The following is a 23231-nucleotide window of genomic DNA, read 5'->3' as shown; positions in this document are numbered from 1 at the left end:
AACGCCCATAAACAACCATTTCATCGTCATGCTGCCAACCTGTATGTCTACTTTTCACGGCCCATTATGTGGGTAAAACAAAGGGTGACTGACGGGCTCGCAGTCGGCCCAAAAGCTCGAGTGTGCGGTGAACTTCGCGTCCCTGTGTCATGCATGTGCAGGCAGATGGACGTGACTGCGAGAAATTTTCAAGTGCGTCAAAATGTCCCCCATGAAAGCCAAAGCCATTGTTTTTGAAGCGCCCCAATCCTTGAGTGTTCGTGAATTGGAACTCGCCCCCATGGGCCCCCGCGACTTGGAGGTGGCGGTGTCGTTCAGCGGCATCAGCACCGGCACCGAACGCTTGCTGTGGGAGGGCACCATGCCGCCCTTTCCGGGCTTGTCCTACCCCTTGGTGCCGGGCTACGAAACCGTGGGCACCATCGAAAAAATAGGCGATGAAGTCACGGACTTGGCCGTCGGTGACGTGGTGTTTTTACCCGGCTCTTACGCATTTCAAGGGGTACAAAACATTTTTGGCGGATCGGGTGAGCGTTTAGTGGTACCGCATGAACGGGCCGTCAAGTTGGACCCGGCCCTGGGTGCCAAGGGCGTGCTGCTGGCCTTGGCCGCCACGGCGCACCATGTGTTCACCGTGGGCCGCGAAGCCATGCCTTTGGCCTACCCCGACCTCATCATTGGCCACGGCATCATGGGCCGACTGTTGGCGCGCATGGTGGTGGCCGCAGGTCGGCCTGCACCGGTGGTCTGGGAAACCCAAGCGGTCAGGCAAAAAGGCGCGCTCGGCTACGACGTCATCCACCCCGACCAAGATGTGCGCAAAGACTACCGCTGCATTTGCGATGTCAGCGGTGACGCCAGTATTTTGAACAAAGTGATTGCCAAAATGGCCCCTGGCGGCGAAGTGGTTTTGGCCGGCTTTTACAAACAGGACTTGTCCTTTGCTTACGCCCCCGCCTTCATGCGCGAAGCCACGGTGCGCGTCGCCGCGCAATGGAAAAAACACGACCTCGACGCGGTGGTCGCCATGTTCCACGACGGCGCCTTGCCCCTGGACGGCTTGCTGACCCATACTGAAAAATCCGATCACGCCCAACTCGCTTATGAGGTGGCCTTTGGTGACCCTGAGTGCTTGAAAATGGTGATCGACTGGCGATGAACATGCGCCTTGCCCCTTCAACCCCCACGAACCAACCACTCAGCCCCATTGTGATCGTCACCGGTGCCTCGTCGGGTGTCGGTCTGTATGCCACCGCTTCGCTCATCCAGCTCGGCTGGCATGTGGTCATGGCCTGCAGAGACCTGGCCAAGGCCCAGCGCGTCGCCGCCGAGATGCAACTGCCCGCAGGCCACTTCTCGCTCATGCATTTGGACTTGGGGTCCTTGCAAAGCGTGCGTGATTTTGCATCGGCCTATTTGGCTCTTGACTGGCCCCTGCATGCTTTACTGAACAACGCCGCGTCTTACCAGCCGCGCCTGAAGACGCCTGCCCGTTCACCCGAAGGCTACGAACTCAGCGTGGCCACCAACCACCTGGGGCACTTTTTACTGAGCCGCTTGTTGATGGATTTGCTGCTCAGCACTCAAGAGCAGGAACGGGCCCAACAACCGGCTTTCCGTGCGCGGCTGATCACCTTGGGCACCGTGACGGCCAACTCCGAAGAATTTGGCGGCAAAGTGCCCATTCCCGCCCCGGCCGACCTGGGCGATTTGGCAGGTCTGGAGCAAGGCTTTCTGGACCCGGTGGCCATGATCGACGCCAAGCCCTTCAAGGCCGGCAAGGCTTACAAAGACAGCAAGCTCTGCAACATGATCATCAGCCGAGAGTTGCACCGCCGATTTCACGAATCCACTGGGCTGGTGTGCAGCACGGTGTACCCCGGTTGCGTGGCCGATACCGCTTTATTTCGCGACACGCCTTTGGCCTTTCAACGCATCTTTCCTTGGTTCCAGAAGAACATCACCAAGGGCTATGTCAGCCAAGCCTTGGCGGGTGAGCGCGTGGCGCAAGTGGTGGTCGACGCCGATTTTTCTACTTCGGGCGTGCATTGGAGTTGGGGCAACCGCCAGCGCCCGGGGCGACCCGCTTTTGCACAAAAGCTGTCGGCCAAAGCGACTCAAGAAAGTTTGGGCATCCGCTTGTGGGCGTTGAGCGAAAAACTCACGGGCTTGTCGGCCTGAAGCGCGGCACAAAGCTACTTAAAAAACGGCGTGTTCCCCGCGATCGGGCACGCCCTCCCCTTTGACCCAACGGGCATAAGCATGGAACAGCGTTTGTGAACCGTGTGAGGGGGTGGCCTGCGCATCGTAGCGCTGCGCTGCAGCGTCCCAAACCAACATGGACTCGGTGGCGTAATACCGCCCAATGCGGGCCAGCTCGGCCTTGTCCGCAGCAGCTGGAATGAGCTTGCCCAACACGCTCAACACACCCACGATGGCGTCCATCAGGCCCACCGGAACACGCTTGAAACGCGGCGGCATTCCCAACAAAGCAAACAAATGCTCGCCCTGCGCCAGCGGCGTGATGGCAGGCCCCGGCCCGCCGATGGGCAAGGTCTGGTTATGCCGCGACACATCGTCCAGGCACCCCACCAGAAAATCCGCCAAATCGTCGTCGCTGATGGGCTTGCAGGCGGTCAACTGCCCGTCGCCAAAAATCAAAAACGGCTTGCCTTTTTTGACACGATCAAGCTGGCCCGACAGCGATTTGAAAAAAGCGGTTGGGCGCACGATGGAATAGGTCATGCCTGATTCGATCAAGGCTTTCTCAAAAGCCAGCTTGGCATGTTGAAACGCCAACAAGGGTTTTTGCACACAGATGGCCGACAGTTGCACAAAATGCCTCACACCCATAGTTTGTGCCGCTTTCAGCGCGTCTACATGGGCCTGGTGATCGACTCGCCACGCGTCTTGAGGAGAACCCGTGCGCGAGGCCATGCAAGAAACCACCGCATCAAAACGGGCTTGCGTGAAAGACGGCTGTTTCCAAACTTCTGGATCGGCCGCATCCCCCCACAAAACCGTGACCCCGGCCAAGCTTTCTGGCGGCGCTGCTTTGGCTTTCAGATGTTGATCACTTCGGCGCGGCCTGAGCAGGCACACCACTTGGTGACCCCGTTGAACCAGCGCCCGCGCGGTGGCCATCCCAATCGTGCCCGTCGCCCCCAACAAAAGCACACGCATCGGAACAGTAACCACGCCATCATTCACCAGGTCGTGAATGGGTGAAAGTGCATGGGTGGTAGAACACCATTCAGGGCTCGAAGTTTCGTCAATGGTCACGCCGTGAACTCCCAACAGGGTCAAAAAATAATTGACTTTGAATCTTGCCGTTGCGCTTCGTCGTGCCAGCACACCAGCTTAAAAAAATATCAAATCATTATGACCAACCTTTGCCCTTCGATCCCTCGCAGCAGTTCGGCCAAAGCGCAGCATGGGCGCGAGCAACAGGCACACACGTCGGGGTTCAGGGAAATGCAGGGGCCGTGATTATCCTTGCCATGTGCAGGGCTTGGGCTGCCCAGGGAAGCATGCCCCACGGGCTGGTCTATAAAGACCCATGCACAAAGCCACGACAATGCGTGCATCAAAACAGAAAGGACAGGCATGAACGACACAACGATGTGGTGGGTTCTGGCGGGCGCCTTGGTGGCATTGGAACTGGCGACTGGCACGTTTTACTTGCTGATGCTGGGCTTGGGCGCTGTGGCGGGAGCACTGGCCGCCATGGCGGGTTACAACATCAGCACGCAGCTGGTGGCGGCTGCCCTCGTCGGTGGCGCAGGCGCGTTGCTGCTGGGCCAATGGCGTCAACGCCAGGTGACCACCGCCACCCAAGCCGATGACCAATTTCTTGACCTGGGTGCCACCGTAGAAGTCGAGGCATGGGATGCCATGGGCACGTCGCAAGTCAAACACCGTGGTGCGGCTTGGACTGCGGTGCTGGCACCAGGCCAGACCGCGACTCCAGGGGTTTACCGAATTCAAGCCATGGCGGGTAACCGTTTGGTGCTTGAGAAAACGTGAGCACGTCGCTCTAACCACTTCAAAGGAAATCCATCCATGGAAATCGCTGCCATTCTCGTGATCATCGCGATCCTGTTCATCGTCAAGACCGTCAAGGTCGTGCCACAGCAAGAGGCATGGGTGGTGGAGCGGCTGGGTAAATTCCATGCCAGCCTGGCACCAGGCCTGAACTTTGTGGTGCCCTTTGTTGACAAAGTGATCCAGAAGCACAGCCTGAAAGAAATTCCTCTGGATGTGCCCAGCCAGATTTGCATCACCCGCGACAACACGCAGTTGCAAGTGGATGGCATCCTTTACTTTCAGGTGACCGATCCCAAACTGGCCAGTTACGGCTCGTCCAACTACATCGTGGCCGTGACGCAACTGGCCCAAACCAGCCTGCGCAGCGTGATCGGCAAGTTGGAACTCGACAAAACCTTTGAGGAGCGCAACATCATCAACGCGCAGGTCGTGGCCGCGATCGACGAAGCGGCGCTCAACTGGGGCGTGAAAGTGCTGCGCTACGAAATCAAGGACCTGACACCGCCCAAGGAAATTTTGTTGGCCATGCAGTCACAAATCACCGCCGAGCGCGAAAAACGTGCCCTGATCGCCGCATCCGAAGGGCGACGCCAAGAACAAATCAACATCGCCACGGGTGAGCGAGAAGCCTTCATCGCCCGATCCGAGGGTGAAAAGCAAGCAGCCATCAACAAGGCCCAAGGCGATGCTGCCGCCATCACCGAAATGGCCAATGCCACCGCGCAAGCCATTGAGCGCATTGCCAGCGCCATCCGGCAACCCGGCGGTGAAATGGCGGTGCAGCTGAAGGTGGCCGAGCAAGCCGTGCAGGCCTTCAGCAAGGTGGCGCAAGACGCCAAGACCACCCTCATCGTGCCGGGCAACATGACGGAAGTGTCTGGCTTGATCGCCTCAGCCATGCAAATGGTGGGCACAGGGAAACAACTGGGCCATTGACCTGAATGCACATGCAGACGCAAAAAAACCCGCCGAGGCGGGTTTTTTTGTGACTACGACCCTGCAGGCAGGGCGTCAACCCATGTGCAAACCCCCATTGACCGAGAAGTCCGCGCCCGTGGCGTAACCACCCTCTTCGCTGGCCAACCAAGCCACGATCGAGGCGATTTCGCTGGGTTTACCCAGACGCTTGACGGGCACAGTGGCCACAATTTTCTCCAGCACATCAGGGCGGATGGCGTTGACCATGTCGGTGCCAATGTAGCCGGGGCTGACGGTGTTCACGGTAACGCCTTTGGTGGCCATCTCTTGGGCCAAGGCCATCGAGAAACCGTGCATGCCCGCTTTGGCGGCCGAATAGTTGGTCTGGCCTGCCTGCCCCTTATTGCCGTTGACCGACGAGATCTGGATGATGCGGCCCCAGCCTTTTTCCACCATGTCTGGTACGACCTGCTTGGTCACGTTGAACATCGAGTTAAGGTTGGTATCGATCACCGCATCCCAGTCTTCGCGCGTCATCTTCAAAAACACGCGGTCCCGGGTGATACCTGCGTTGTTCACCAGCACATCAATGACGCCATGCGCTTCTTTGGCTTTGGTGAATGCAGCGACGGTGGAGTCCCAATCGCCCACGTTGCCCACCGAGGTGTAAAAGGTGAAGCCCAACGCTTTTTGCTCGTCGATCCATTTGGTGAAGTCCCGGGTCGGGCCGCAACCGGCAATGACCTTGAAACCATCTTGGTGAAGGCGCTGGCAGATCGCGGTCCCGATACCGCCCATGCCGCCTGTGACGTACGCTACTTTTTGACTCATGATTGTCTCCTTGTTATGAGTGAAGTGAAATGAAGTGTGGGCAAGCACATCCTTCGGAAGGGCTGCCCTTATACAGCTGGGCAGTGTGCCAATCCAAGGCGGTGGAATGCCTGGTTTTTAAACGCGCTCTATGGCCAGGGACACGCCCATGCCGCCACCAATGCACAAAGCAGCCAAGCCTTTTTGGGCTTGTGTGCGCCGCATTTCGTGCAGCAAGGTCACCAGAATGCGGCAACCCGACGCCCCGATGGGGTGACCGATGGCGATCGCGCCGCCGTTGACGTTGACCTTGGCCGGATCGATGTCCAGCGCCTGGTTCACGGCGCAAGCTTGTGCGGCAAAGGCTTCATTGAGTTCGAACAGGTCCACGTCTTGGGCTTTCCAGCCCGCGCGGGCCAGCGCTTTTTGTGACGCAGGCACGGGGCCCATGCCCATGGTGGCAGGGTCCAGGCCGCTGGTGCCAAAGGCGACAATGCGCGCGAGGGGTTTGAGGCCCAAGGCAGCGGCTTTTTTGGCCGACATGACCATCACGGCAGCCGCGCCATCGTTGATGCCCGAGGCGTTGCCAGCGGTCACGCTGCCGGCCTTGTCAAAGGCTGGACGCAAACCGGCCAGCACTTCTTGGCTGGTTTTCTTGTTGATGAATTCATCGGTGTTGAACACCAAGGCATCACCCTTGCGCTGGGGGATCAGCACGTCGACGATTTCGTCTTTGAACTTGCCCGCTTCTTGTGCGGCTGCGGCCTTGCGTTGGCTGCCTGCAGCCAGTGCATCTTGCATGTCACGGGTGATGCCGTGGGCCTTGGCCACGTTCTCAGCGGTGATGCCCATGTGGTACTGGTTATACACGTCCCACAGGCCGTCCACGATCATGGTGTCGATCATTTTCCAGTCGCCCATGCGCTGGCCGTCGCGGCTGCCGTTCAAGACATGCGGGCTGGCGCTCATGTTTTCCTGGCCACCAGCGATGACGATTTCGCTATCACCCCAAGCCACAGCTTGCGCGGCCAGCATCACGGCTTTCAGGCCCGAGCCGCACACGGCGTTGATGGTGAGGGCCGGAGTTTCTTTGGCCACACCGGCTTTCATCATGGCTTGGCGGGCGGGGTTTTGACCCACGCCAGCAGCCAGCACCTGGCCCATGATGACTTCGCCAATGGCGTCCACCGGTAAACCGCTGCGCTCAAGCAAACCCTTGATGACGATGCTGCCCAGCTCGGTGGCGGGGGTCTTGGCGAGTGAGCCGCCAAATTTGCCCACGGCGGTGCGTGCGGCTGCAACGATGACGATGTCTTCCATTTTTGTCTCCAATAAAAAAATCAATCAGGCTTTGGCTTTGACGTAGCGGCCAGGGGCTGCTTCGATGGCCTTGTATTTCGCGGCTTTTCCGTAGGTCTTGGGTGCGGCAATTTGCTTGCCCGCATGGCCCTTGAGCCATTCAGACCAATCGGTCCACCAGCTGCCGGGCACCTCTTGGGCGCTGGCGATCCAGTCGTTCACATCGGCTGGGAACTTCGTGCCCTCGCTCAGCCAGTGGCTGCGCTTTTTGGCCGCAGGCGGGTTGATCACGCCCGCAATGTGGCCCGAGGCCCCCATCACAAAACGCTTTTTGCCTGGCAGCACTTGTGTGCTGGCATAAGCACCACCGATGGGCACGATGTGGTCTTCGCGAGAGCCATAGATGTAGACCGGCACGTCGACCTTGCCCAGATCGATGGCCTCGCCGCACACGGTGACTTTGCCGGGTTTGACCAAGTTGTTTTCAAGGTAGGTGTTGCGCAGGTACCAGGCGTAAAAAGGCCCGGGCAAGTTGGTCGAGTCGCTGTTCCAATAAAGCAGGTCAAACGGCGGCGGTGTTTCGCCCTTGAGGTAATTGCCCACCACATAGTTCCAGACCAGGTCGTTGGGGCGCAAAAAGCTGAAAGTGGAAGCCAGGTCCTGACCTTTGAGCAAGCCGCCTTGGCCCATTTGCTGTTCACGGAACTTGACGAAGTTCTCGTCAATGAACACATCCAGAATGCCGGTGTCGGTGAAGTTGATGAGCGTGGTGAGGAAGGTGGCGCTGGCCACCGGCTTGTCGCCGCGTGCAGCCAACACGGCCAGGGCGGTGGACAAAATGGTGCCGCCCACGCAAAAGCCCAAGGCGTTGATCTTGGGTGCGCCAGTGATGGCCTGCACCGTGTGGATGGCCTCGATGGCGGCGTGCTCGATGTAGTTGTCCCAGGTCTTTTGGGCCATCGACTCGTCAGGGTTGCGCCAACTCACCACAAAGGTGCGGTGGCCTTGACTGACCGCATAGCGAATCAAAGAGTTCTCGGGCTGAAGATCGAGGATGTAGAACTTGTTGATGCAAGGGGGCACCAGCAAGAACGGCTTCTCGTAGACCTTGGCGGTGAGCGGCTTGTATTCGATCAGCTGGAAAAACTCATTCTCGAAAACCACCGCACCTTCGGTGGTGGCCACGTTCTTGCCCACTTCAAACAGGCTCTCGTCGGTCATCGAAACGTGCCCTTGCTGCAGGTCATGCACCAGGTTTTGTACGCCTTTGGCGATGCTTTCGCCCTTGGTGTCAATGGCTTTTTTTTGCGCATCGGCATTGAAGGCCAAAAAATTGCTAGGCGCAGCGGCGGCCACCCATTGCTCGATGGCAAACCGGATACGGGTGCGTGTTTTTTCGTCGGCTTCCACCGCATCGGCCAGCCCCATCAGGGTTCGGGCATTGAGCAAATAAGAAGCGGCATTGAAGGCGGCCATGGGGTTAGCGGCCCAGGCTTCGCCCGAAAAGCGTCGGTCTTTGACCTGCAAACTGTTGTGCAAGCTCTGATTCCACATTTCAGAGGCGTCTTTGAAGTACTGGCCTTGCAGGGTCTGGAGCTTTTCAGGCGAGAATTTGAGCTGAGGCACGGCCGCATCGGCCGATGGCTTCAAGCCACCGAGATCCATGGTCTGAAAATGCTGCATCGCCTGACCCCAGCTTTTGCTCAGGTCTTGCTGAAAGCCTTCGCTCATTTGGGACCAAAAATCTGGCGTGGAAGTGCTCATTGTTTTTCTCCTGAATCGGTCGTTTTTCTCAAATCTCTGGTTCCGAGTATCTTTCAGTTTGTTGTCACATAAATTACAAGGGCTAAAAAAATTATGTATTTGATCGTGATCGGCTGGCTTTACGTCACCCTGCTCATGGCCCTGGCTGAAGCCTTTAGCTCGCAAGGCAGCGTGCTGGGGGCCATCATCACCTTTGTGTTCTATGGCTTGCTGCCCATGGCCTTGGTGGTTTACCTGATGGGCACGCCCCTGCGCCGCAAGGCCATTCGCCAACAGGAACAACAGGCCAGGCAAGAGGCCGCGGGTGGTCCAATCCAGACCGACTCAGCGGTCCAACCAGATGCAGGCGGCCATGCGGCCGCTTTGCCCGAGGTTGCGGCTGTCCCTGCGGTGGGAAAAGAAGAGCGCCGACCCTGACACTGTGCACCATGGCAGACTGCTGTCGTTCCCAAACACGCGTGTGACGCCCAAGGCCTGCAAGCGCACCCGAGCCAAACCGGCCAGATCGGCCATGTATTTTCCTTCGGCTGTCGGTGTGAACAGCGCCCGTACCTCGGGCGAGCCATCATCGAAAGCGGCCCGTACTTCTGGCCCCACTTCAAAGGCTTGCGGCCCGATGCAGGGCCCCAGCCAAGCCATCATTTCTGACACATCGGCCCCGGCCCGCTTCAAGTCGGCCCACAAGCTTTCCAGAACGCCAAGTCCTTTTGACTTCATGGACTCACCCGGCCCCGCCAGCCCGCGCCAGCCCGCATGGGCTGCAGCCACCCACCGCCCTGCTGCATCGCAAAGCAAGACTGGCAAGCAATCGGCCACCATGATGGTGCAGGCCACACCCGGATCGCGGCTCCAGCAGGCATCGGCCACCAGGCCCTGGGGCGTGGCCGCGCCCAGTTGCAGACTCGCCACCCCGTGCACTTGTTGCAAAAACACCGGCCTTTGCCCGATCTGTACCGCCAGGCGCTCACGGTTGGTGTGCACATCGTCCGGCCGGTCACCCACATGGTCACCCAGGTTCATGCTGTCCCAAGGAGCGGCCGAAACCCCGCCCTGGCGACTGGTCATGAGCGCACGAACGCGGGTCGGGGTCGGCCAATCGGGTTGTATCCAGTAAGCGGGCAGGTTTTGCATCCGCAAAATCATAGCGCCACGCCGCACTGCTGCTTTTATTGTGTAATTGCACCATGACAAGCGAAGCCGAAGCAAACGCACATGCCCCTGAACTGCCCTGGATTGTGGAGGGCCAGGCCCTCCCGCCGGTCAGCCAGGCTTGGGGTGCCTCATCGCCCGCGCCAGGTCTGCTGGCCGCCAGCAACGATGTGTCGGCCTCGCGTTTAGTGGCTGCTTATGCCGAAGGTGTTTTTCCCTGGTTCAACGTGGGGCAGCCTGTCCTTTGGTGGAGCCCCGACCCACGCATGGTGCTGAAAACGCGCGATTTCCGATTCCACAGATCGCTGCAGCAAAGCCTCAAACGCTGGAGCCTGACACCCCACTTTGAAATATGCTTTGACCGCGATTTCTCGCAGGTCATCCAACGCTGCGCCTCATCGCCCCGCCCCGGCCAGAAAGGAACTTGGATCGTGCCCCAAATGGTGGATGCTTACGAAGAACTGCACCGCATGGGCCTGGCCCACAGCTGTGAATTGCGCATCGATGGCGAACTCGTGGCTGGCCTGTACTTCGTGGCCTTGGGCCGCGCTGTGTTTGGCGAATCCATGTTCACCACCTTCAGCGATGGCTCCAAGATGGCGCTGGCCTGCTTGGTCAGTGTCTGCTTGCAACACGGGGTCAAAGCGATTGATTGCCAGCAAAACACCCGGCACCTGGGCTCACTGGGGGCCCGTGAAATAGCGCGCAGCGATTTTGTGCGCGGCGTGCACGAAGGGCGCGAATACGACCCCATTGACTGGGCGCGTCAGTCCCTGAATTGGCCAGCTCTGGCTTCATTGACGACCCCCGCCAAATGACCCAACTCAAAGAACTCCCGCTGCAGGCCTTGCAGTTCTACGCCACAGCCCCTTACACGTGCAGCTACCTGCCCGACCGCTCCGCCCGGTCCCAAGTCGCCACCCCCAGCCACCTGATCCACAACGAGGTGTATTCGGACTTGGTGGAGCAGGGCTTTCGGCGCAGCGGCCTGTTCACCTACCGCCCTTACTGCGATGGCTGCCAAGCCTGTCAGCCTTTGCGCGTGCGGGTAGATGCTTTTAAACCCGACCGCAGCCAGCGTCGCGCTTGGCAAGCGCACCGAGGTTTGCGGGTGCGTGTGCTCGACTTGAATTACGACCCCGAGCATTACGCCCTGTACTTGCGCTACCAGAACACGCGTCACCCAGGTGGCGGCATGGACCACGACAGCGTCGACCAGTACTCCCAGTTCCTGTTGCAAAGCCGTGTCAATTCGCGCATTGTGGAATTCAGAGCCCCAGGCGTTGGCGATGAGCTCGGTGAACTGAAGATGGTCAGCATCGTCGATGTGCTCAACCACGGTTTATCGGCGGTTTACACCTTTTACGAGCCTGATGAAGCGGCCAGCTTTGGCACCTTCGGGGTGCTCTGGCAAATCCAGCAAGCGGCCCAACTGGGTCTGCCCTATGTTTACCTGGGTTACTGGATCGATGGAAGCCCCAAAATGAATTACAAATCCCGCTTCAATCCCTGCGAACTCAGAGTGCAGGGCCAATGGCAGGCTTTTGATTGAGGCGTCTGTTTGACCCTTTTGTCGAAGGACATTTCGTTTATCCTGCAACCCTACAGACCCCCTTCATTTCACTGTGTAAAATGAAACGCCTTGGCATGACACAATGAAAAAAAACCCCGCCCACACGACCGTGCCCACCATCCAGGTGATTGAACGCATGTTCAGCCTGATCGACGTACTGGCGTCCCGCGAAGAAGCCATCTCGCTCAAGGAAATCAGCCAAAAAACCGGGCTGCACCCGTCTACGGCGCACCGCATCCTGAACGACCTGGCCACCGGCCGCTTTGTGGACCGCCCAGAGGCTGGTCACTATCGCCTGGGCATGCGTTTGCTGGAGTTGGGCAATATGGTCAAGGGCAGGCTCAATGTGCGCGATGCGGCCCTTGCCCCCATGCGTGACCTGCACAAACTCATTCAACAACCCGTCAACTTGAGCATGCGCCAAGGTGACGAAATCGTTTACATCGAACGCGCCTACAGCGAACGCTCGGGCATGCAGGTGGTCCGCGCCATTGGTGGTCGCGCCCCTTTGCACCTGACGTCGGTGGGCAAGCTTTTCCTGGCCGCAGACGACCCTTTGCGAGTTCGCTCTTATGCCACGCGCACCGGCTTGGCTGGACAGACACGCAACAGCATCACGCAACTGCAAGTGCTGGAAAGAGAGCTCTCACGCGTCAACCAGTCCGGCTTCGCGCGTGACAATGAAGAGCTGGAGTTGGGTGTGCGCTGCATCGCTGCGGGCATCTACGATGACCAGGGTAAGCTTCTGGCAGGCTTGTCTATCTCTGCCCCAGCCGATCGGCTGGATGAAAGCTGGCTGCCCAAGTTACAAGAAACCGCCAAAGCGATATCAGAGACTTTGGGTCACCACGACTCACACTGAAGACAGGTCCGGTGCATTGAATTGCAGCTTTCAGCCTGGCATCTGAGCTGTTGATGTCAAAAAGCGCTGGTCCATGGACGATTTTTGCTCTAGCCACTTGCGCACCCGCTCGGCGTCACCCATTCGGCTGAACTTTCCCGTCGAATCGAGAAAAACCATGATCAACTTTCGACCTGCCACTTGGGCTTGCATGACCAAGCAACGACCGGCCTCCGAGATGTACCCGGTCTTTTGCAAACCAATGTCCCATTGTGGATTTTTGATCAATCCGTTGGTGTTGTTGTACTGTAGTGTTCTGCTACCCACCGCAACCTCACGACCTTGCGAGGTGGACAACTCTCGCAGCATGGGTTCGTTATAAGCCTTGGCCGCTAAAACAGCCAAATCATTGGCACTGGACTGGTTTTGGCTGGACAGACCCGTAGGTTCGACATAGCGGGTGTCCGTCATGCCCAATGAACGGGCACGCTGGTTCATTCGACTGATGAACAGATCCATGCCGCCCGGGAAAGTGCGCCCCAGTGCATGCGCTGCGCGGTTTTCGCTGGACATCAAGGACAAGTGCATCAAGTCACCACGGCTGAGTTCTGTGCCTACAGCCAATCGGGAAGAGCTCCCTTTTTCGGTGTCCACATCGGCCTGGGTAATGCGGATGCGTTCGTCCATGGGCAAATTAGCCTCAGCGATGACCAAGCCCGTCATCAGTTTGGTCAAGGATGCGATGGGCAAAACCACATGGTCATTCTTGCTGTAGAGGACTTCCTGCGTATCTTGGTCCACCACCAAGGCGACGCTGGAGTGCAAGCCCAGTGCGTCTGAAGTGGCATGCAGACCCGCCATTTGACCAAAAGATGCGCGAATGGGACGCGCGTTTTGGCTGGCTTTTGAATTTTTAGCGTTCAGGGTTGCTTTGGACGTTTGCCTTTTATGACCTGAAGACTTGGCTGCTGGATTTTTTCTTGCCGCTGCAGTTTGACCCGATTGAGCTTTGCGGGGTCCGACCGACTTTTCGGCATTTTTTTTGTTATTTTGCGCTTTGGCGGGTGTCTGCTGACTGTTTTGCGCATAAGCCAGACTCAACTGGCCCGACACGATGGTGAGCAGCCCCACCACCATGGACAATACAGCGATGCGTAACCAGGATTTGGGCAACGAAAAGATAAAAACGGATTTCAATGGCATGTCCTGATGGTCTGATTTTTCAACTATGAGCCCCAGTGTATCCAAATAAAAAAGTCACGCAAGAACAATAACTTACGTGACTTTTATAAAGCAAATAATTACTTATTTGGAATTCATTTTATCCCTGCGCAGCGACCCGATCGGCTTTGCTCTGCAATTTATTCAATGCACTCAGGTAGGCCTTGGCCGAAGCCACCACGATGTCCGGATCGGACCCGACACCGTTGACCACCCGCCCGCTGTTTTGCAAACGCACGGTCACCTCACCCTGACTTTCGGTGGAGCCACTGATGGCATTGACCGAATACAGCACCATTTCTGCGCCACTTTTGACATAAGATTCGATCGCCTTGAGGGAGGCATCCACCGGGCCATTGCCATCCGACTCGGTGCTCACTTCCTTGCCCTGCACGGTGAAGACCACGGCCGAATGCGGGCGCTCGCCGGTTCCGCTGTGCTGGGACATCGAGACAAAGCCGTACTGCTCTTTTTCGGTGCTGACACTTTCGTCACTGACCAAGGCCAAGATGTCCTCGTCAAAGATTTCACTCTTGCGGTCGGCCAACTCCTTGAACTTGGCAAAAGCGTTGTTGATTTCGGTTTCACTGTCCAAGGTCACGCCCAAATCTTGCAAACGTTGTTTGAACGCGTTGCGACCGCTGAGTTTGCCCAACACGATTTTGTTGTTAGACCAGCCCACATCCTCCGCACGCATGATTTCGTAGGTATCGCGGGCCTTGAGTACGCCATCTTGGTGGATGCCGGAGGCGTGGGCAAAAGCATTCGCACCCACCACCGCTTTGTTGGGCTGGACCACAAAACCGGTGGTTTGACTGACCATGCGGCTGGCGGCCAAGATGTGGCTCGCATCGATACCCACATCAAGACCGAAATAGTCACGGCGCGTCTTCACGGCCATGACCACTTCTTCCAGCGAGCAATTGCCTGCACGCTCGCCCAACCCGTTGATGGTGCACTCGACCTGACGTGCCCCGCCGATCTTCACACCGGCCAGGGAGTTGGCCACCGCCATGCCCAAGTCGTTGTGGCAATGCACCGACCAGATCGCTTTGTCGGAGTTGGGGATGCGCTCGCGCAAAGTGCGGATGAACTCACCATAAAGCTCGGGCACCGCGTAACCCACCGTGTCGGGCACGTTGATGGTGGTGGCGCCCTCGGCGATCACGGCCTCCAGGATGCGGCACAGGAAATCCATGTCACTGCGGTAACCATCTTCCGGGCTGAACTCCACATCGCTCACAAGGTTGCGGGCAAAGCGCACCGACTGCTTGGCTTGTTCAAACACCTGGTCGGGTGTCATGCGCAGCTTCTTTTCCATGTGCAAGGGCGAAGTGGCAATGAAGGTGTGAATGCGTCCGTTGTTGGCCCCTTTGAGGGCTTCGGCGGCGCGAGAGATGTCGCGGTCATTGGCTCGTGACAAAGAGCAAATGGTGGAATCCTTGATCGCATCGGCAATGGCTTTCACCGCCTCAAAGTCGCCATTGGAGCTGGCCGCAAAACCGGCTTCGATCACGTCAACGCGCAGACGCTCCAGTTGGCGGGCAATGCGCAGCTTCTCATCACGGGTCATGGAGGCACCGGGCGATTGCTCGCCGTCGCGCAAGGTGGTGTCGAAAATAATCAGTTTGTCAGCCATGTTCACTCCTGGTCAAAAACCCGCAAGTCCAAGCAAAAATGCAAAAGGCCCGTTGCGGATGGCATACGGGCCTTTTGGGAAAATGTTTGCGTGCGCTACACATCCCGCCCGTGGGGCGCTAGCAGTAGTGCAAACAAAGAAAATTTCATAGAAACACTGTAGCACAGTTCAAAACCCGAACTGTCGTGCAGTTGACATCACTGGTGCAAACCCCGCTCGTCGGGCTCGTCAGTGGAGGTGCTGATCATGCTGGTGGGCTGACCTTTGGCCTTGCGCCAGACATAAATCACATAGCCACTCAAGCCATAAGCCACAAACGCACCAAACAAGACGGTGGGTGGATCAATGTTTACGGCCGCAATGCCCAAGGCAACAAGCACCAGCGTGGCAAAAGGAACGCTCTTTTTCATGTGCATGTCCTTGAAACTGTAAAACGGCACATTGGTCACCATGGTCAGACCTGCAAACAGGCAAACGGCAAACATCCCCCAAGACACGGCTTTGGCGGGTACGGCGTTTTCAAACATGATCCAGACAAAACCCATCACCAAGGCCGCAGCCGCAGGCGAGGGCAGACCCTGAAAATAACGCTTGTCGACCACTCCTGTGTTGACGTTGAAGCGCGCCAAGCGCAACGCCGCGCAAGCACAGTAAACAAAAGCCGCAATCCAGCCCCAACGGCCCAACTCCTTGAGCGTCCAAACATAGGCAATTAGCGCGGGTGCCGCGCCAAAGGACACCATGTCCGACAACGAATCCATTTGCTCGCCAAAAGCGCTTTGGGTGTTGGTCATGCGGGCCACGCGACCGTCCAGGCTGTCGAGCACCATGGCGCTGAAGATGCCCACGGTGGCCAGGTCAAACCGGCCATTGATGGCCATGACAACGGCATAAAAACCAGCAAACAGGGCCGCCAGAGTAATCATATTGGGCAGCATGTAGATGCCCTTGGAGGGTTTGCGCACCGCTGCAGAGGCTTCGGCGTCTTCGACTTTGTCGGTGGTTTTGTTCATCGTCCATTCCTGTTGGGGCTTTTTCTGGATCCATCCCGTGTCAATGGAGTTTAAGGCAGACCCAGCACCCAAGAAAAAGGCCACCGCAGTGGCCTTTTCCATTCTTGCCCAAGAGCCAGATCAGTTGCGGGTTTTGTCAACCAACTTGTTCTTGGCGATCCAAGGCATCATGGCGCGCAATTGTGCGCCCACAACTTCGATGGAATGCTCGGAAGTCAAGCGACGACGCGCGGTCATGCTCGGGTAGTTGGTGCGGCCTTCCAAGATGAACATCTTGGCGTATTCGCCCGTCTGGATGCGCTTCAAGGCATGGCGCATGGCTTCGCGTGACTGCTCGTTGATGATTTCAGGACCGGTCACGTACTCGCCGTATTCGGCGTTGTTCGAGATCGAGTAGTTCATGTTGCCAATGCCGCCTTCGTAGATCAGGTCCACGATCAGCTTGAGTTCGTGCAAGCACTCGAAGTAAGCCATTTCGGGGGCGTAACCAGCTTCCACCAAGGTCTCGTAACCCATCTTGATCAATTCAACAGCACCACCGCACAGAACAGCCTGCTCGCCGAACAAGTCGGTTTCGGTCTCTTCTTTGAAGTTGGTTTCGATGATGCCGGCCTTGCCGCCACCGTTGGCCATGGCGTAGCTCAGGGCCATCGCACGGGCCTTGCCGCTCTTGTCCTGGTGAATCGCGACCAGGTGGGGCACGCCGCCGCCTTGGGTGTAAGTGTTGCGCACAGTGTGGCCTGGGGCCTTAGGGGCAACCATCCAAACGTCCAGGTCATCGCGGGGCACAACTTGGTTGTAGTGCACGTTAAAACCGTGGGCGAAGGCCAGCGAAGCGCCTTGCTTGATGTGAGGGGCCACGTTGTTGTTGTAAACCTCGGCGATCATTTCATCGGGCAACAAGATCATGACCACGTCTGCGGCTTTGACCGCATCGTTGACTTCCATCACCGTGAGACCGGCTTTGCCGACTTTGTCCCACGATGCACCGCCTTTGCGCAGACCCACGACCACCTTCACGCCGCTGTCGTTCAGGTTTTGAGCGTGGGCATGGCCTTGCGAGCCATAACCAAGAATGGCAACAGTCTTGCCCTTGATGACGCTCAGATCACAATCTTTGTCGTAAAAAACTTTCACAGGGTTCTCCTTAGGAATAAACAGGTTGGTGATTGGATTTAGACGCGCAGGATGCGCTCGCCGCGCCCGATACCGCATGCACCGGTGCGCACGGTTTCCAAAATGGCGCTGCGGTCGATCGCCTCCAAAAAGGCGTCGTTCTTCGATTGGTCACCGGTGAGCTCAATCGTGTAGCTCTTGTCGGTGACGTCAATCACACGGCCACGGAAGATGTCGGCCATGCGTTTCATTTCTTCGCGTTCCTTGCCCACGGCACGCACTTTGACAAGCATCAACTCGCGCTCGGTGTAGGCACCTTCGGTCAGGTCGACCACCTTGACCACCTCGATCAGGCGGTTCAGGTGCTTGGTGATCTGCTCAATAACGTCGTCAGAGCCAGCGGTCTGGATGGTCATGCGCGAGAGGCTGGGGTCTTCGGTCGGAGCCACTGTAAGCGACTCGATGTTGTAGCCACGGGCCGAAAACAGCCCCACCACGCGAGACAAGGCTCCCGCTTCGTTTTCAATCAATACAGCGATGATGTGTTTCATGTGTGATTCCTCTTTTTGCCGCCCTCCCCTGCGCACGGTAATGTGCAGGCTTGGCGGGCAATAGATTCGTCCAGTGGGATTAATTAAAGATCTTCAGCGCCCATCAGCATCTCGGTGATGCCTTTGCCAGCCTTAACCATGGGGAACACGTTTTCAGTGGGGTCAGTACGGATGTCCAGGAAAACCGTGCGGTCCTTGAGCCTGCGTGCTTCGCGCAAAGCTGGCTCCACATCCTCAGGCTTTTCCACCAAGATGCCGACGTGACCATAAGCTTCGGCCAGCTTCACGAAGTTGGGTAAAGCATCCATGTAGCTGTGGCTGTAACGACCGGAGTAATCAATCTCCTGCCACTGTCGCACCATGCCCAAGTAACCGTTGTTCAGGGCCACAACTTTGATGGGCGTGTTGTATTGCAGGCAGGTCGAGAGCTCTTGAATGCACATTTGAACCGAACCTTCACCCGTCACGCAATACACCTCGCTGTCGGGCTTGGCCAGCTTGATGCCCATGGCATAGGGAATGCCCACACCCATGGTGCCCAAACCGCCAGAGTTGATCCAGCGGCGCGGTTCGTTGAACTTGTAGTACTGGGCAGCCCACATCTGGTGCTGGCCCACATCGGAGGTGATGTACGCGTCGGCGTCCTTGGTCATGTCCCACAAGGTCTCGATGACCTTTTGCGGCTTGATGACCAAGCTGTTGGTGCTGTCGTACTTCATGCAATCGCGGCTGCGCCAGCCTTCGACCGTTTCCCACCACTGCGCCAGCGCCTGGCTGTCGGGCTTGAGACCGGATTCGCGGATCATGCCCATCAATTCGATCAGCACGTCTTTGACGTCGCCCACGATCGGCACGTCGACCTTGACGCGCTTGGAAATGCTGGAAGGGTCGATGTCGATGTGGATGATCTTGCGTTCGTTTTGGGCAAAGTGCTTGGGGTTGCCAATCACGCGGTCGTCAAAGCGGGCGCCCACGGCCAGCAAGACGTCGCAGTTTTGCATCGCGTTGTTGGCCTCCAGCGTGCCGTGCATGCCAAGCATGCCCAGGAAACGGCGGTCATTGGCCGGGAAAGCGCCCAAACCCATCAAGGTGTTGGTGACCGGGAAGTTCAGCATGTCCACCAAAGCGCGCAACTCGGGACTGGCATTGCTCAGCAGCACGCCACCACCGGTGTAGATGTAAGGGCGCTTGGCCGACATCAACAGCTGCATGGCTTTGCGAATCTGACCACCGTGGCCTTTGCGCACAGGGTTGTAGGAGCGCATCTCTACCTTGTCGGGGTAGCCCGTGTACAAAGTCTTGTTGAAAGAAACATCCTTGGGCACATCCACCACCACCGGGCCAGGGCGACCGGTGCGGGCAATGTGGAACGCTTTTTTCATGACCTCGGCCATGTCCTTGGCATCTTTGACCAGGAAGTTGTGCTTGACGATGGGGCGGGTGATGCCCACGGTGTCGCACTCCTGGAAAGCGTCCAGACCAATGGCGGCAGTGGGCACTTGCCCGCTGATGATGACCATGGGGATACTGTCCATGTAAGCGGTGGCGATGCCGGTCACCGCGTTGGTCAGGCCAGGACCCGAAGTGACCAGCGCCACACCCACTTCGCCCGTGGCGCGAGCGTAGCCATCAGCAGCATGCACTGCCGCTTGCTCGTGGCGGACCAGCACGTGCTGAATGGTTTCTTGTTTATAGAATGCGTCGTAGATATGGAGTACGGCACCGCCGGGGTATCCCCAAACGAACTGAACGTTTTCGGCTTGCAGCGCTTTGACCAGAATTTCAGCCCCACGCAACTCTTGAGATGTGGCTGCGGCGGACGCAGCAGATGCCATTTCGGCTTTATTGATTTCCATATTCAACCTTTTGAACCTTTGTGAATTTCTCTAACGAAAAACCTTGGGTGCCCCTTGGCTCGACTCTTGTGAAGTGGCTTTAGGACTTGAGACCACAGACATGCGCACCTAACTGTAAAAGTGCCGGACGGTGATCCGTTTGCTTTTTTTCAAATGCAACCCGATATTATCGCACCGTTGACGGCGGGTCTTTAAAAACAGACCGCCCACATCTGGGTAAGTGACATAATTGCCTTACATCATTGCCAGTCTCTTTACCCGCAATCCCATCTCGCCTACACAGGACACAGCCCGCCGCTGCAAGCAACTTGGCCTCGGACACCGAAATTTCTGACTTTCTCAAAAGCGTGGAGAAAAAGGCCTTCAAACGGGCTTATTACCACGTGGGCGATGAAGAAGGGGCCCTGGACATCGTGCAAGACAGCATGATCAAGTTGTGCACCCACTACTCAGACAAACCGGCACCCGAGCTGCCTTTGTTGTTCCAGCGGATATTGTCCAATACCGTGCTCGACTGGTTTCGCCGTCGCAAGACGCGCAACGCCTTGTTTTCCAACCTGGACGATTTTGACCACCGCGACGACCTGGGCGACTTTGACCTGCTCGAAGTCACTACGGGTGCGGCCGATGCCCCCGCCAGTCAAAGCGCTGAGCAATGGTTAGGGCGGGTGCAAACCCTGGAACACATTGAAAAAGCCATCATGAGCCTGCCTGCGCGTCAACGAGAAGCCTTCCTCCTGCGTTATTGGGAGGAGCTGGACGTGGCTGAAACTGCCGCCGTGATGGGCTGCTCTGAAGGCAGCGTCAAAACCCATTGCTCCCGCGCCATCCAGTCCTTGAGTAAAACCTTGGCCCAACAAGGCATGAAACCATGAAAAATTTCCAGACATCCGCCACTGCCACCACTGCCGACATGGACCTTTGGGGTCGAACCTTGGCTGCGCAATTAGACGTAGCCTCGCAGGATTTGGGGCACGACATCGGCGAGCGGCTGCGCGTGGCCCGCCAAATGGCCTTGAAGACCCGCCCCATTCCGCAACGCCTGCTGCGCCACAGCCTGGCCTTGCAAGCCAATGGCACGCTCAGCGGGCCACCCGACGAGGGCCTTAACCTTTGGCGCATCCTGGCCTCGGCCCTACCTTTATTGGCCCTGGTGTCGAGCCTGATGTTCATCCAGGCCATACAACAAGACTTGGCCGAGACCGACATCGCATCCCTTGACTCGGCCTTGCTGCTCGACGAATTGCCACCGGATGCCTACACCGATCCAGGTTTCGTGCAGTTCCTCAAAATCCAGCTCCATCAAAACGCGCGGCATGACTGAAACGGGTGCGAAATTTGGCCTTGATTGCAATGGCGAGCCGATTGCTTGTCGGCTTGGCCTGCCATCGCTCAGAACTGGACTGTTCCACTGGTGCCTGAGTGTTCTTGGATTGTGCTTGAGCATGCAGATTGGTGCTCAAACACCAACGGCCCCATCCGCGACTACCCCGACCTCGGCTGAGCAACAGAGTTCTTTGCCCAGTGCGTCCGCGTCCGGCAGTGCTCATTCTGGCGCGCCGTCTGATACGACTTTGCTGGCCACACCCGCAATGGGGCACAGTGTGCAACTCCCCTCGGCATCCAACGCCTCCAATACGCCCCCCGCCCCAGACTCGGGTGCCTGGCAATCCTTGAGCAAACGTCAAAAACTGGCCCTTGCACCTTTGGCAGCGGATTGGCATGAGTTGACGACTCAGCAACGTCAAAAATGGCTGACCCTGTCGAAAAACTTTTTCCAGCTGAGTGACGAGGAACAGATGACCCTGCACAGTCGGATGCGGGAATGGGCGGCGCTCAGTCCTCGCCAACGCAGCCAAGCGCGCTTTCACTTTAACACCACCCAATCCCTGTCTGCCCAAGACAAGAGGGCCCAGTGGGAGGCCTACCAGGCGCTGTCCGATCAGGAAAAACACACGCTGTCTTCGGGCCCCAAACCGCCTGCCAAAAGTGCCGCCCGCAGTTTTGCGGCACCCAGCACCCGCTTGGTCAGTCCCCCACTGCTGCCCGTCAATGCCACACGGGCGATTCAGCGTGTGGCGCCTTCAAAACCGATTCACCCCAAAACCTTGTTGCCTCAGCCCTCTTGAATCCATGCAGTGCGATTCATTCGCGCATTTGAGCCACAATCGGAAGAGATATCCGAGCGCCAAATCCCTCACGCTGTGAAGCACAAACCATCCGGCCCGAGCGTGCTGGCGGCGCTGAACCCCTTCGCCATCCGATCTTCAATCATCCATTGCTGCCATGACCCAGCGCGTGCCCCCCTCTCTGCCACCCGCCCTACCGCCTGCAGCCAACCCGCTGGACGCCCCATCGCTCAAACGTCGCATGGCCTGCTGGCTTTACGAAGGCATGCTGCTCTTCGGAGTCGTGTTCATTGCGGGCTATTTGTTTGGCACGCTGAGCCAGACACGCCATGCCTTGGACAACCGTCCAGGCTTACAGGCCTTCCTGTTTTTGATATTGGGCATTTACTTCACCTGGTTTTGGCACCGGAGCCAAACTCTGGCCATGAAAACCTGGCATGTCAAAGTCGTCAGTGCGCAAGGCTTGCCTCTGAGCCAAAGCCGCGCCCTGCTGCGCTACCTGCTGAGCTGGATGTGGTTTTTGCCGCCGCTGCTGCTGACCATTCCCTTGGGCCTGCCAACCGGCTCAATTGGTCTGCTCAGTTTCGTCTGGGTACTGATCTGGGCCTTGCTCAGCCGCTTTCACCCCCAGCGCCAGTTCTGGCACGACGCCTGGGCTGGCACCCGGCTGGTTTCTGCCAAATGAACAAACCATGAACACGCCCCACCCTATCCAAGTAGCGAAACCTGCCTTCTCTGTTTGCGTTTACTGCGGCTCCAAGCCCGGCAACCAGCCCGAATTTGCGCAAATCGCGGTGCAAGTTGGCACCTGGATCGGCGCGCACGGTGGCCAACTGGTCTATGGCGGAGGGCGCAACGGCCTGATGGGCTTGGTGGCCGAAGCCACGCTGGCCGCAGGCGGCACAGTGGTCGGCATCATCCCCACGGCACTCGTTGAAAAAGAATGGGCACACCACGGATGCACCGAGCTCCATGTGGTGGACACCATGCACGAGCGCAAGCGCCTCATGGCCGACAAAGCCGACGCGTTTTTGGCCCTACCCGGCGGCATCGGCACGTTTGAAGAGTTATTTGAAGTCTGGACCTGGCGGCAGCTGGGCTACCACGACAAACCAGTGGGCATCCTGAACAGCCTGGGTTATTACGATGGCTTGATGGCCTTCATTGGGCAGGTGGTTACGCAAGGCTTCATGGCCGACTGGCAAACCGAATTGGTGACATTGGGCACCGAGCCAGAGGTGCTACTGCAAAGCCTGGTGCAAAAAGCGGGCTTTTCACCCCGGGCCAAAATTGAACTGCTCTGAT

24 protein-coding genes are annotated in these 23231 nt (G+C 57.8%); 13 read left to right on the top strand and 11 right to left on the bottom strand.

Features of this window, described 5'->3' with window-relative positions:
- Nucleotides 1-211 precede the first annotated feature (211 nt).
- Together bchC and B9Z49_RS05430 are read left to right on the top strand one after the other, a co-directional pair.
- Entirely contained in the window at nt 212-1159 is a 948-nt protein-coding gene (gene bchC / locus B9Z49_RS05435) for a chlorophyll synthesis pathway protein BchC (protein WP_108352412.1), read from the top strand.
- On the top strand, nt 1156-2181 hold the full coding sequence (locus tag B9Z49_RS05430; protein WP_199224992.1) for a protochlorophyllide reductase: 1026 nt from the start codon (nt 1156-1158) through the stop codon (nt 2179-2181). Before bchC ends, B9Z49_RS05430 begins: the two co-directional genes overlap by 4 nt.
- An 18-nt stretch (nt 2182-2199) precedes the next feature.
- Here the strand turns inward: B9Z49_RS05430 and B9Z49_RS05425 are convergent, their stop codons facing one another.
- Nucleotides 2200-3282 (bottom strand): NAD(P)H-binding protein, encoded by a 1083-nt coding sequence (locus B9Z49_RS05425; RefSeq protein WP_233254519.1) that lies wholly within the window; start codon nt 3280-3282, stop codon nt 2200-2202.
- A gap of 324 nt (nt 3283-3606) precedes the next feature.
- Here B9Z49_RS05425 and B9Z49_RS05420 point away from each other — a divergent pair, with 324 nt between their 5' ends.
- Together B9Z49_RS05420 and B9Z49_RS05415 are read left to right on the top strand one after the other, a co-directional pair.
- Nucleotides 3607-4026, top strand: a complete 420-nt coding sequence (locus tag B9Z49_RS05420) for an NfeD family protein (protein ID WP_108352411.1) — start codon at nt 3607-3609, stop codon at nt 4024-4026.
- Nucleotides 4027-4062: 36 nt separating this feature from the next.
- Complete coding sequence (locus B9Z49_RS05415; RefSeq protein WP_108352410.1) at nt 4063-4983, top strand: SPFH domain-containing protein; 921 nt, start codon at nt 4063-4065, stop codon at nt 4981-4983.
- A gap of 75 nt (nt 4984-5058) precedes the next feature.
- On the opposite strand, the gene phbB is transcribed toward B9Z49_RS05415, so the two are convergent.
- From phbB to phaC, 3 genes are all read right to left on the bottom strand, one after another.
- Nucleotides 5059-5796 carry an acetoacetyl-CoA reductase gene (gene phbB / locus B9Z49_RS05410; protein ID WP_108352409.1) on the bottom strand — a complete coding sequence of 246 codons (738 nt, stop codon included), beginning with the start codon at nt 5794-5796 and terminating at the stop codon, nt 5059-5061.
- Nucleotides 5797-5913: 117 nt separating this feature from the next.
- Nucleotides 5914-7095 (bottom strand): acetyl-CoA C-acetyltransferase, encoded by a 1182-nt coding sequence (locus B9Z49_RS05405; RefSeq protein ID WP_108352408.1) that lies wholly within the window; start codon nt 7093-7095, stop codon nt 5914-5916.
- Nucleotides 7096-7119: 24 nt separating this feature from the next.
- A complete protein-coding gene (gene phaC, locus B9Z49_RS05400; RefSeq protein WP_108352407.1) occupies nt 7120-8838 on the bottom strand; it encodes a class I poly(R)-hydroxyalkanoic acid synthase in 1719 nt (572 codons plus the stop codon).
- A 93-nt stretch (nt 8839-8931) separates the two neighbouring features.
- Here phaC and B9Z49_RS05395 point away from each other — a divergent pair, with 93 nt between their 5' ends.
- On the top strand, nt 8932-9255 hold the full coding sequence (locus B9Z49_RS05395) for a hypothetical protein (RefSeq protein WP_108352406.1): 324 nt from the start codon (nt 8932-8934) through the stop codon (nt 9253-9255).
- On the opposite strand, the gene pgeF is transcribed toward B9Z49_RS05395, so the two are convergent.
- The gene (gene pgeF / locus B9Z49_RS05390; RefSeq protein WP_233254518.1) at nt 9163-9969 is read right to left on the bottom strand and encodes a peptidoglycan editing factor PgeF; all 807 of its coding nucleotides are present in this window, start codon (nt 9967-9969) and stop codon (nt 9163-9165) included. The genes B9Z49_RS05395 and pgeF overlap by 93 nt on opposite strands.
- Nucleotides 9970-10022: 53 nt before the next feature.
- On the opposite strand from pgeF, the gene aat reads away from it, so the two are divergent.
- From aat to B9Z49_RS05375, 3 genes are all read left to right on the top strand, one after another.
- Nucleotides 10023-10805 (top strand): leucyl/phenylalanyl-tRNA--protein transferase, encoded by a 783-nt coding sequence (gene aat / locus B9Z49_RS05385; RefSeq protein ID WP_108352404.1) that lies wholly within the window; start codon nt 10023-10025, stop codon nt 10803-10805.
- The gene (locus B9Z49_RS05380) at nt 10802-11539 is read left to right on the top strand and encodes an arginyltransferase (RefSeq protein WP_108352403.1); all 738 of its coding nucleotides are present in this window, start codon (nt 10802-10804) and stop codon (nt 11537-11539) included. Before aat ends, B9Z49_RS05380 begins: the two co-directional genes overlap by 4 nt.
- Nucleotides 11540-11642: 103 nt before the next feature.
- The gene (locus B9Z49_RS05375; protein WP_108352402.1) at nt 11643-12422 is read left to right on the top strand and encodes an IclR family transcriptional regulator; all 780 of its coding nucleotides are present in this window, start codon (nt 11643-11645) and stop codon (nt 12420-12422) included.
- 30 nt (nt 12423-12452) lie between these two features.
- On the opposite strand, the gene B9Z49_RS05370 is transcribed toward B9Z49_RS05375, so the two are convergent.
- The 6 genes from B9Z49_RS05370 to B9Z49_RS05345 all read right to left on the bottom strand — a co-directional run bounded on the left by B9Z49_RS05370 (nt 12453) and on the right by B9Z49_RS05345 (nt 19797).
- Entirely contained in the window at nt 12453-13538 is a 1086-nt protein-coding gene (locus B9Z49_RS05370) for a serine hydrolase (RefSeq protein ID WP_108352537.1), read from the bottom strand.
- A gap of 184 nt (nt 13539-13722) precedes the next feature.
- The gene (locus B9Z49_RS05365; protein ID WP_108352401.1) at nt 13723-15261 is read right to left on the bottom strand and encodes a 2-isopropylmalate synthase; all 1539 of its coding nucleotides are present in this window, start codon (nt 15259-15261) and stop codon (nt 13723-13725) included.
- A gap of 197 nt (nt 15262-15458) precedes the next feature.
- A complete protein-coding gene (gene pssA, locus B9Z49_RS05360; protein ID WP_108352536.1) occupies nt 15459-16274 on the bottom strand; it encodes a CDP-diacylglycerol--serine O-phosphatidyltransferase in 816 nt (271 codons plus the stop codon).
- A gap of 120 nt (nt 16275-16394) precedes the next feature.
- Nucleotides 16395-17411 carry a ketol-acid reductoisomerase gene (gene ilvC, locus B9Z49_RS05355; RefSeq protein ID WP_108352400.1) on the bottom strand — a complete coding sequence of 339 codons (1017 nt, stop codon included), beginning with the start codon at nt 17409-17411 and terminating at the stop codon, nt 16395-16397.
- 38 nt (nt 17412-17449) lie between these two features.
- Nucleotides 17450-17941 carry an acetolactate synthase small subunit gene (ilvN, locus tag B9Z49_RS05350; protein WP_019429372.1) on the bottom strand — a complete coding sequence of 164 codons (492 nt, stop codon included), beginning with the start codon at nt 17939-17941 and terminating at the stop codon, nt 17450-17452.
- Nucleotides 17942-18024: 83 nt separating this feature from the next.
- On the bottom strand, nt 18025-19797 hold the full coding sequence (locus tag B9Z49_RS05345) for an acetolactate synthase 3 catalytic subunit (RefSeq protein WP_108352399.1): 1773 nt from the start codon (nt 19795-19797) through the stop codon (nt 18025-18027).
- Nucleotides 19798-20105: 308 nt separating this feature from the next.
- Between B9Z49_RS05345 and B9Z49_RS05340 the strand changes: the two genes are divergently transcribed.
- The 5 genes from B9Z49_RS05340 (at nt 20106) to B9Z49_RS05320 (ending at nt 23230) form a co-directional block, all read left to right on the top strand.
- Entirely contained in the window at nt 20106-20672 is a 567-nt protein-coding gene (locus B9Z49_RS05340) for an RNA polymerase sigma factor (protein ID WP_108352398.1), read from the top strand.
- A complete protein-coding gene (locus B9Z49_RS05335; RefSeq protein ID WP_108352397.1) occupies nt 20669-21121 on the top strand; it encodes a DUF3619 family protein in 453 nt (150 codons plus the stop codon). Before B9Z49_RS05340 ends, B9Z49_RS05335 begins: the two co-directional genes overlap by 4 nt.
- A gap of 280 nt (nt 21122-21401) precedes the next feature.
- Complete coding sequence (locus B9Z49_RS21745; protein WP_158273426.1) at nt 21402-21926, top strand: DUF3106 domain-containing protein; 525 nt, start codon at nt 21402-21404, stop codon at nt 21924-21926.
- A gap of 157 nt (nt 21927-22083) precedes the next feature.
- Complete coding sequence (locus B9Z49_RS05325; protein WP_108352395.1) at nt 22084-22611, top strand: RDD family protein; 528 nt, start codon at nt 22084-22086, stop codon at nt 22609-22611.
- Nucleotides 22612-22618: 7 nt separating this feature from the next.
- Nucleotides 22619-23230 (top strand): TIGR00730 family Rossman fold protein, encoded by a 612-nt coding sequence (locus B9Z49_RS05320; protein WP_108352394.1) that lies wholly within the window; start codon nt 22619-22621, stop codon nt 23228-23230.
- Nucleotide 23231: the final 1 nt, after the last annotated feature.

The sequence above is a fragment of the Limnohabitans sp. 2KL-51 genome (assembly GCF_003063645.1).
Classification (GTDB): domain Bacteria; phylum Pseudomonadota; class Gammaproteobacteria; order Burkholderiales; family Burkholderiaceae_C; genus Limnohabitans_A.
The sequence above is the reverse complement of the archived record's forward strand: the minus strand, read 5'-3'. Positions and strand labels throughout refer to the sequence as shown.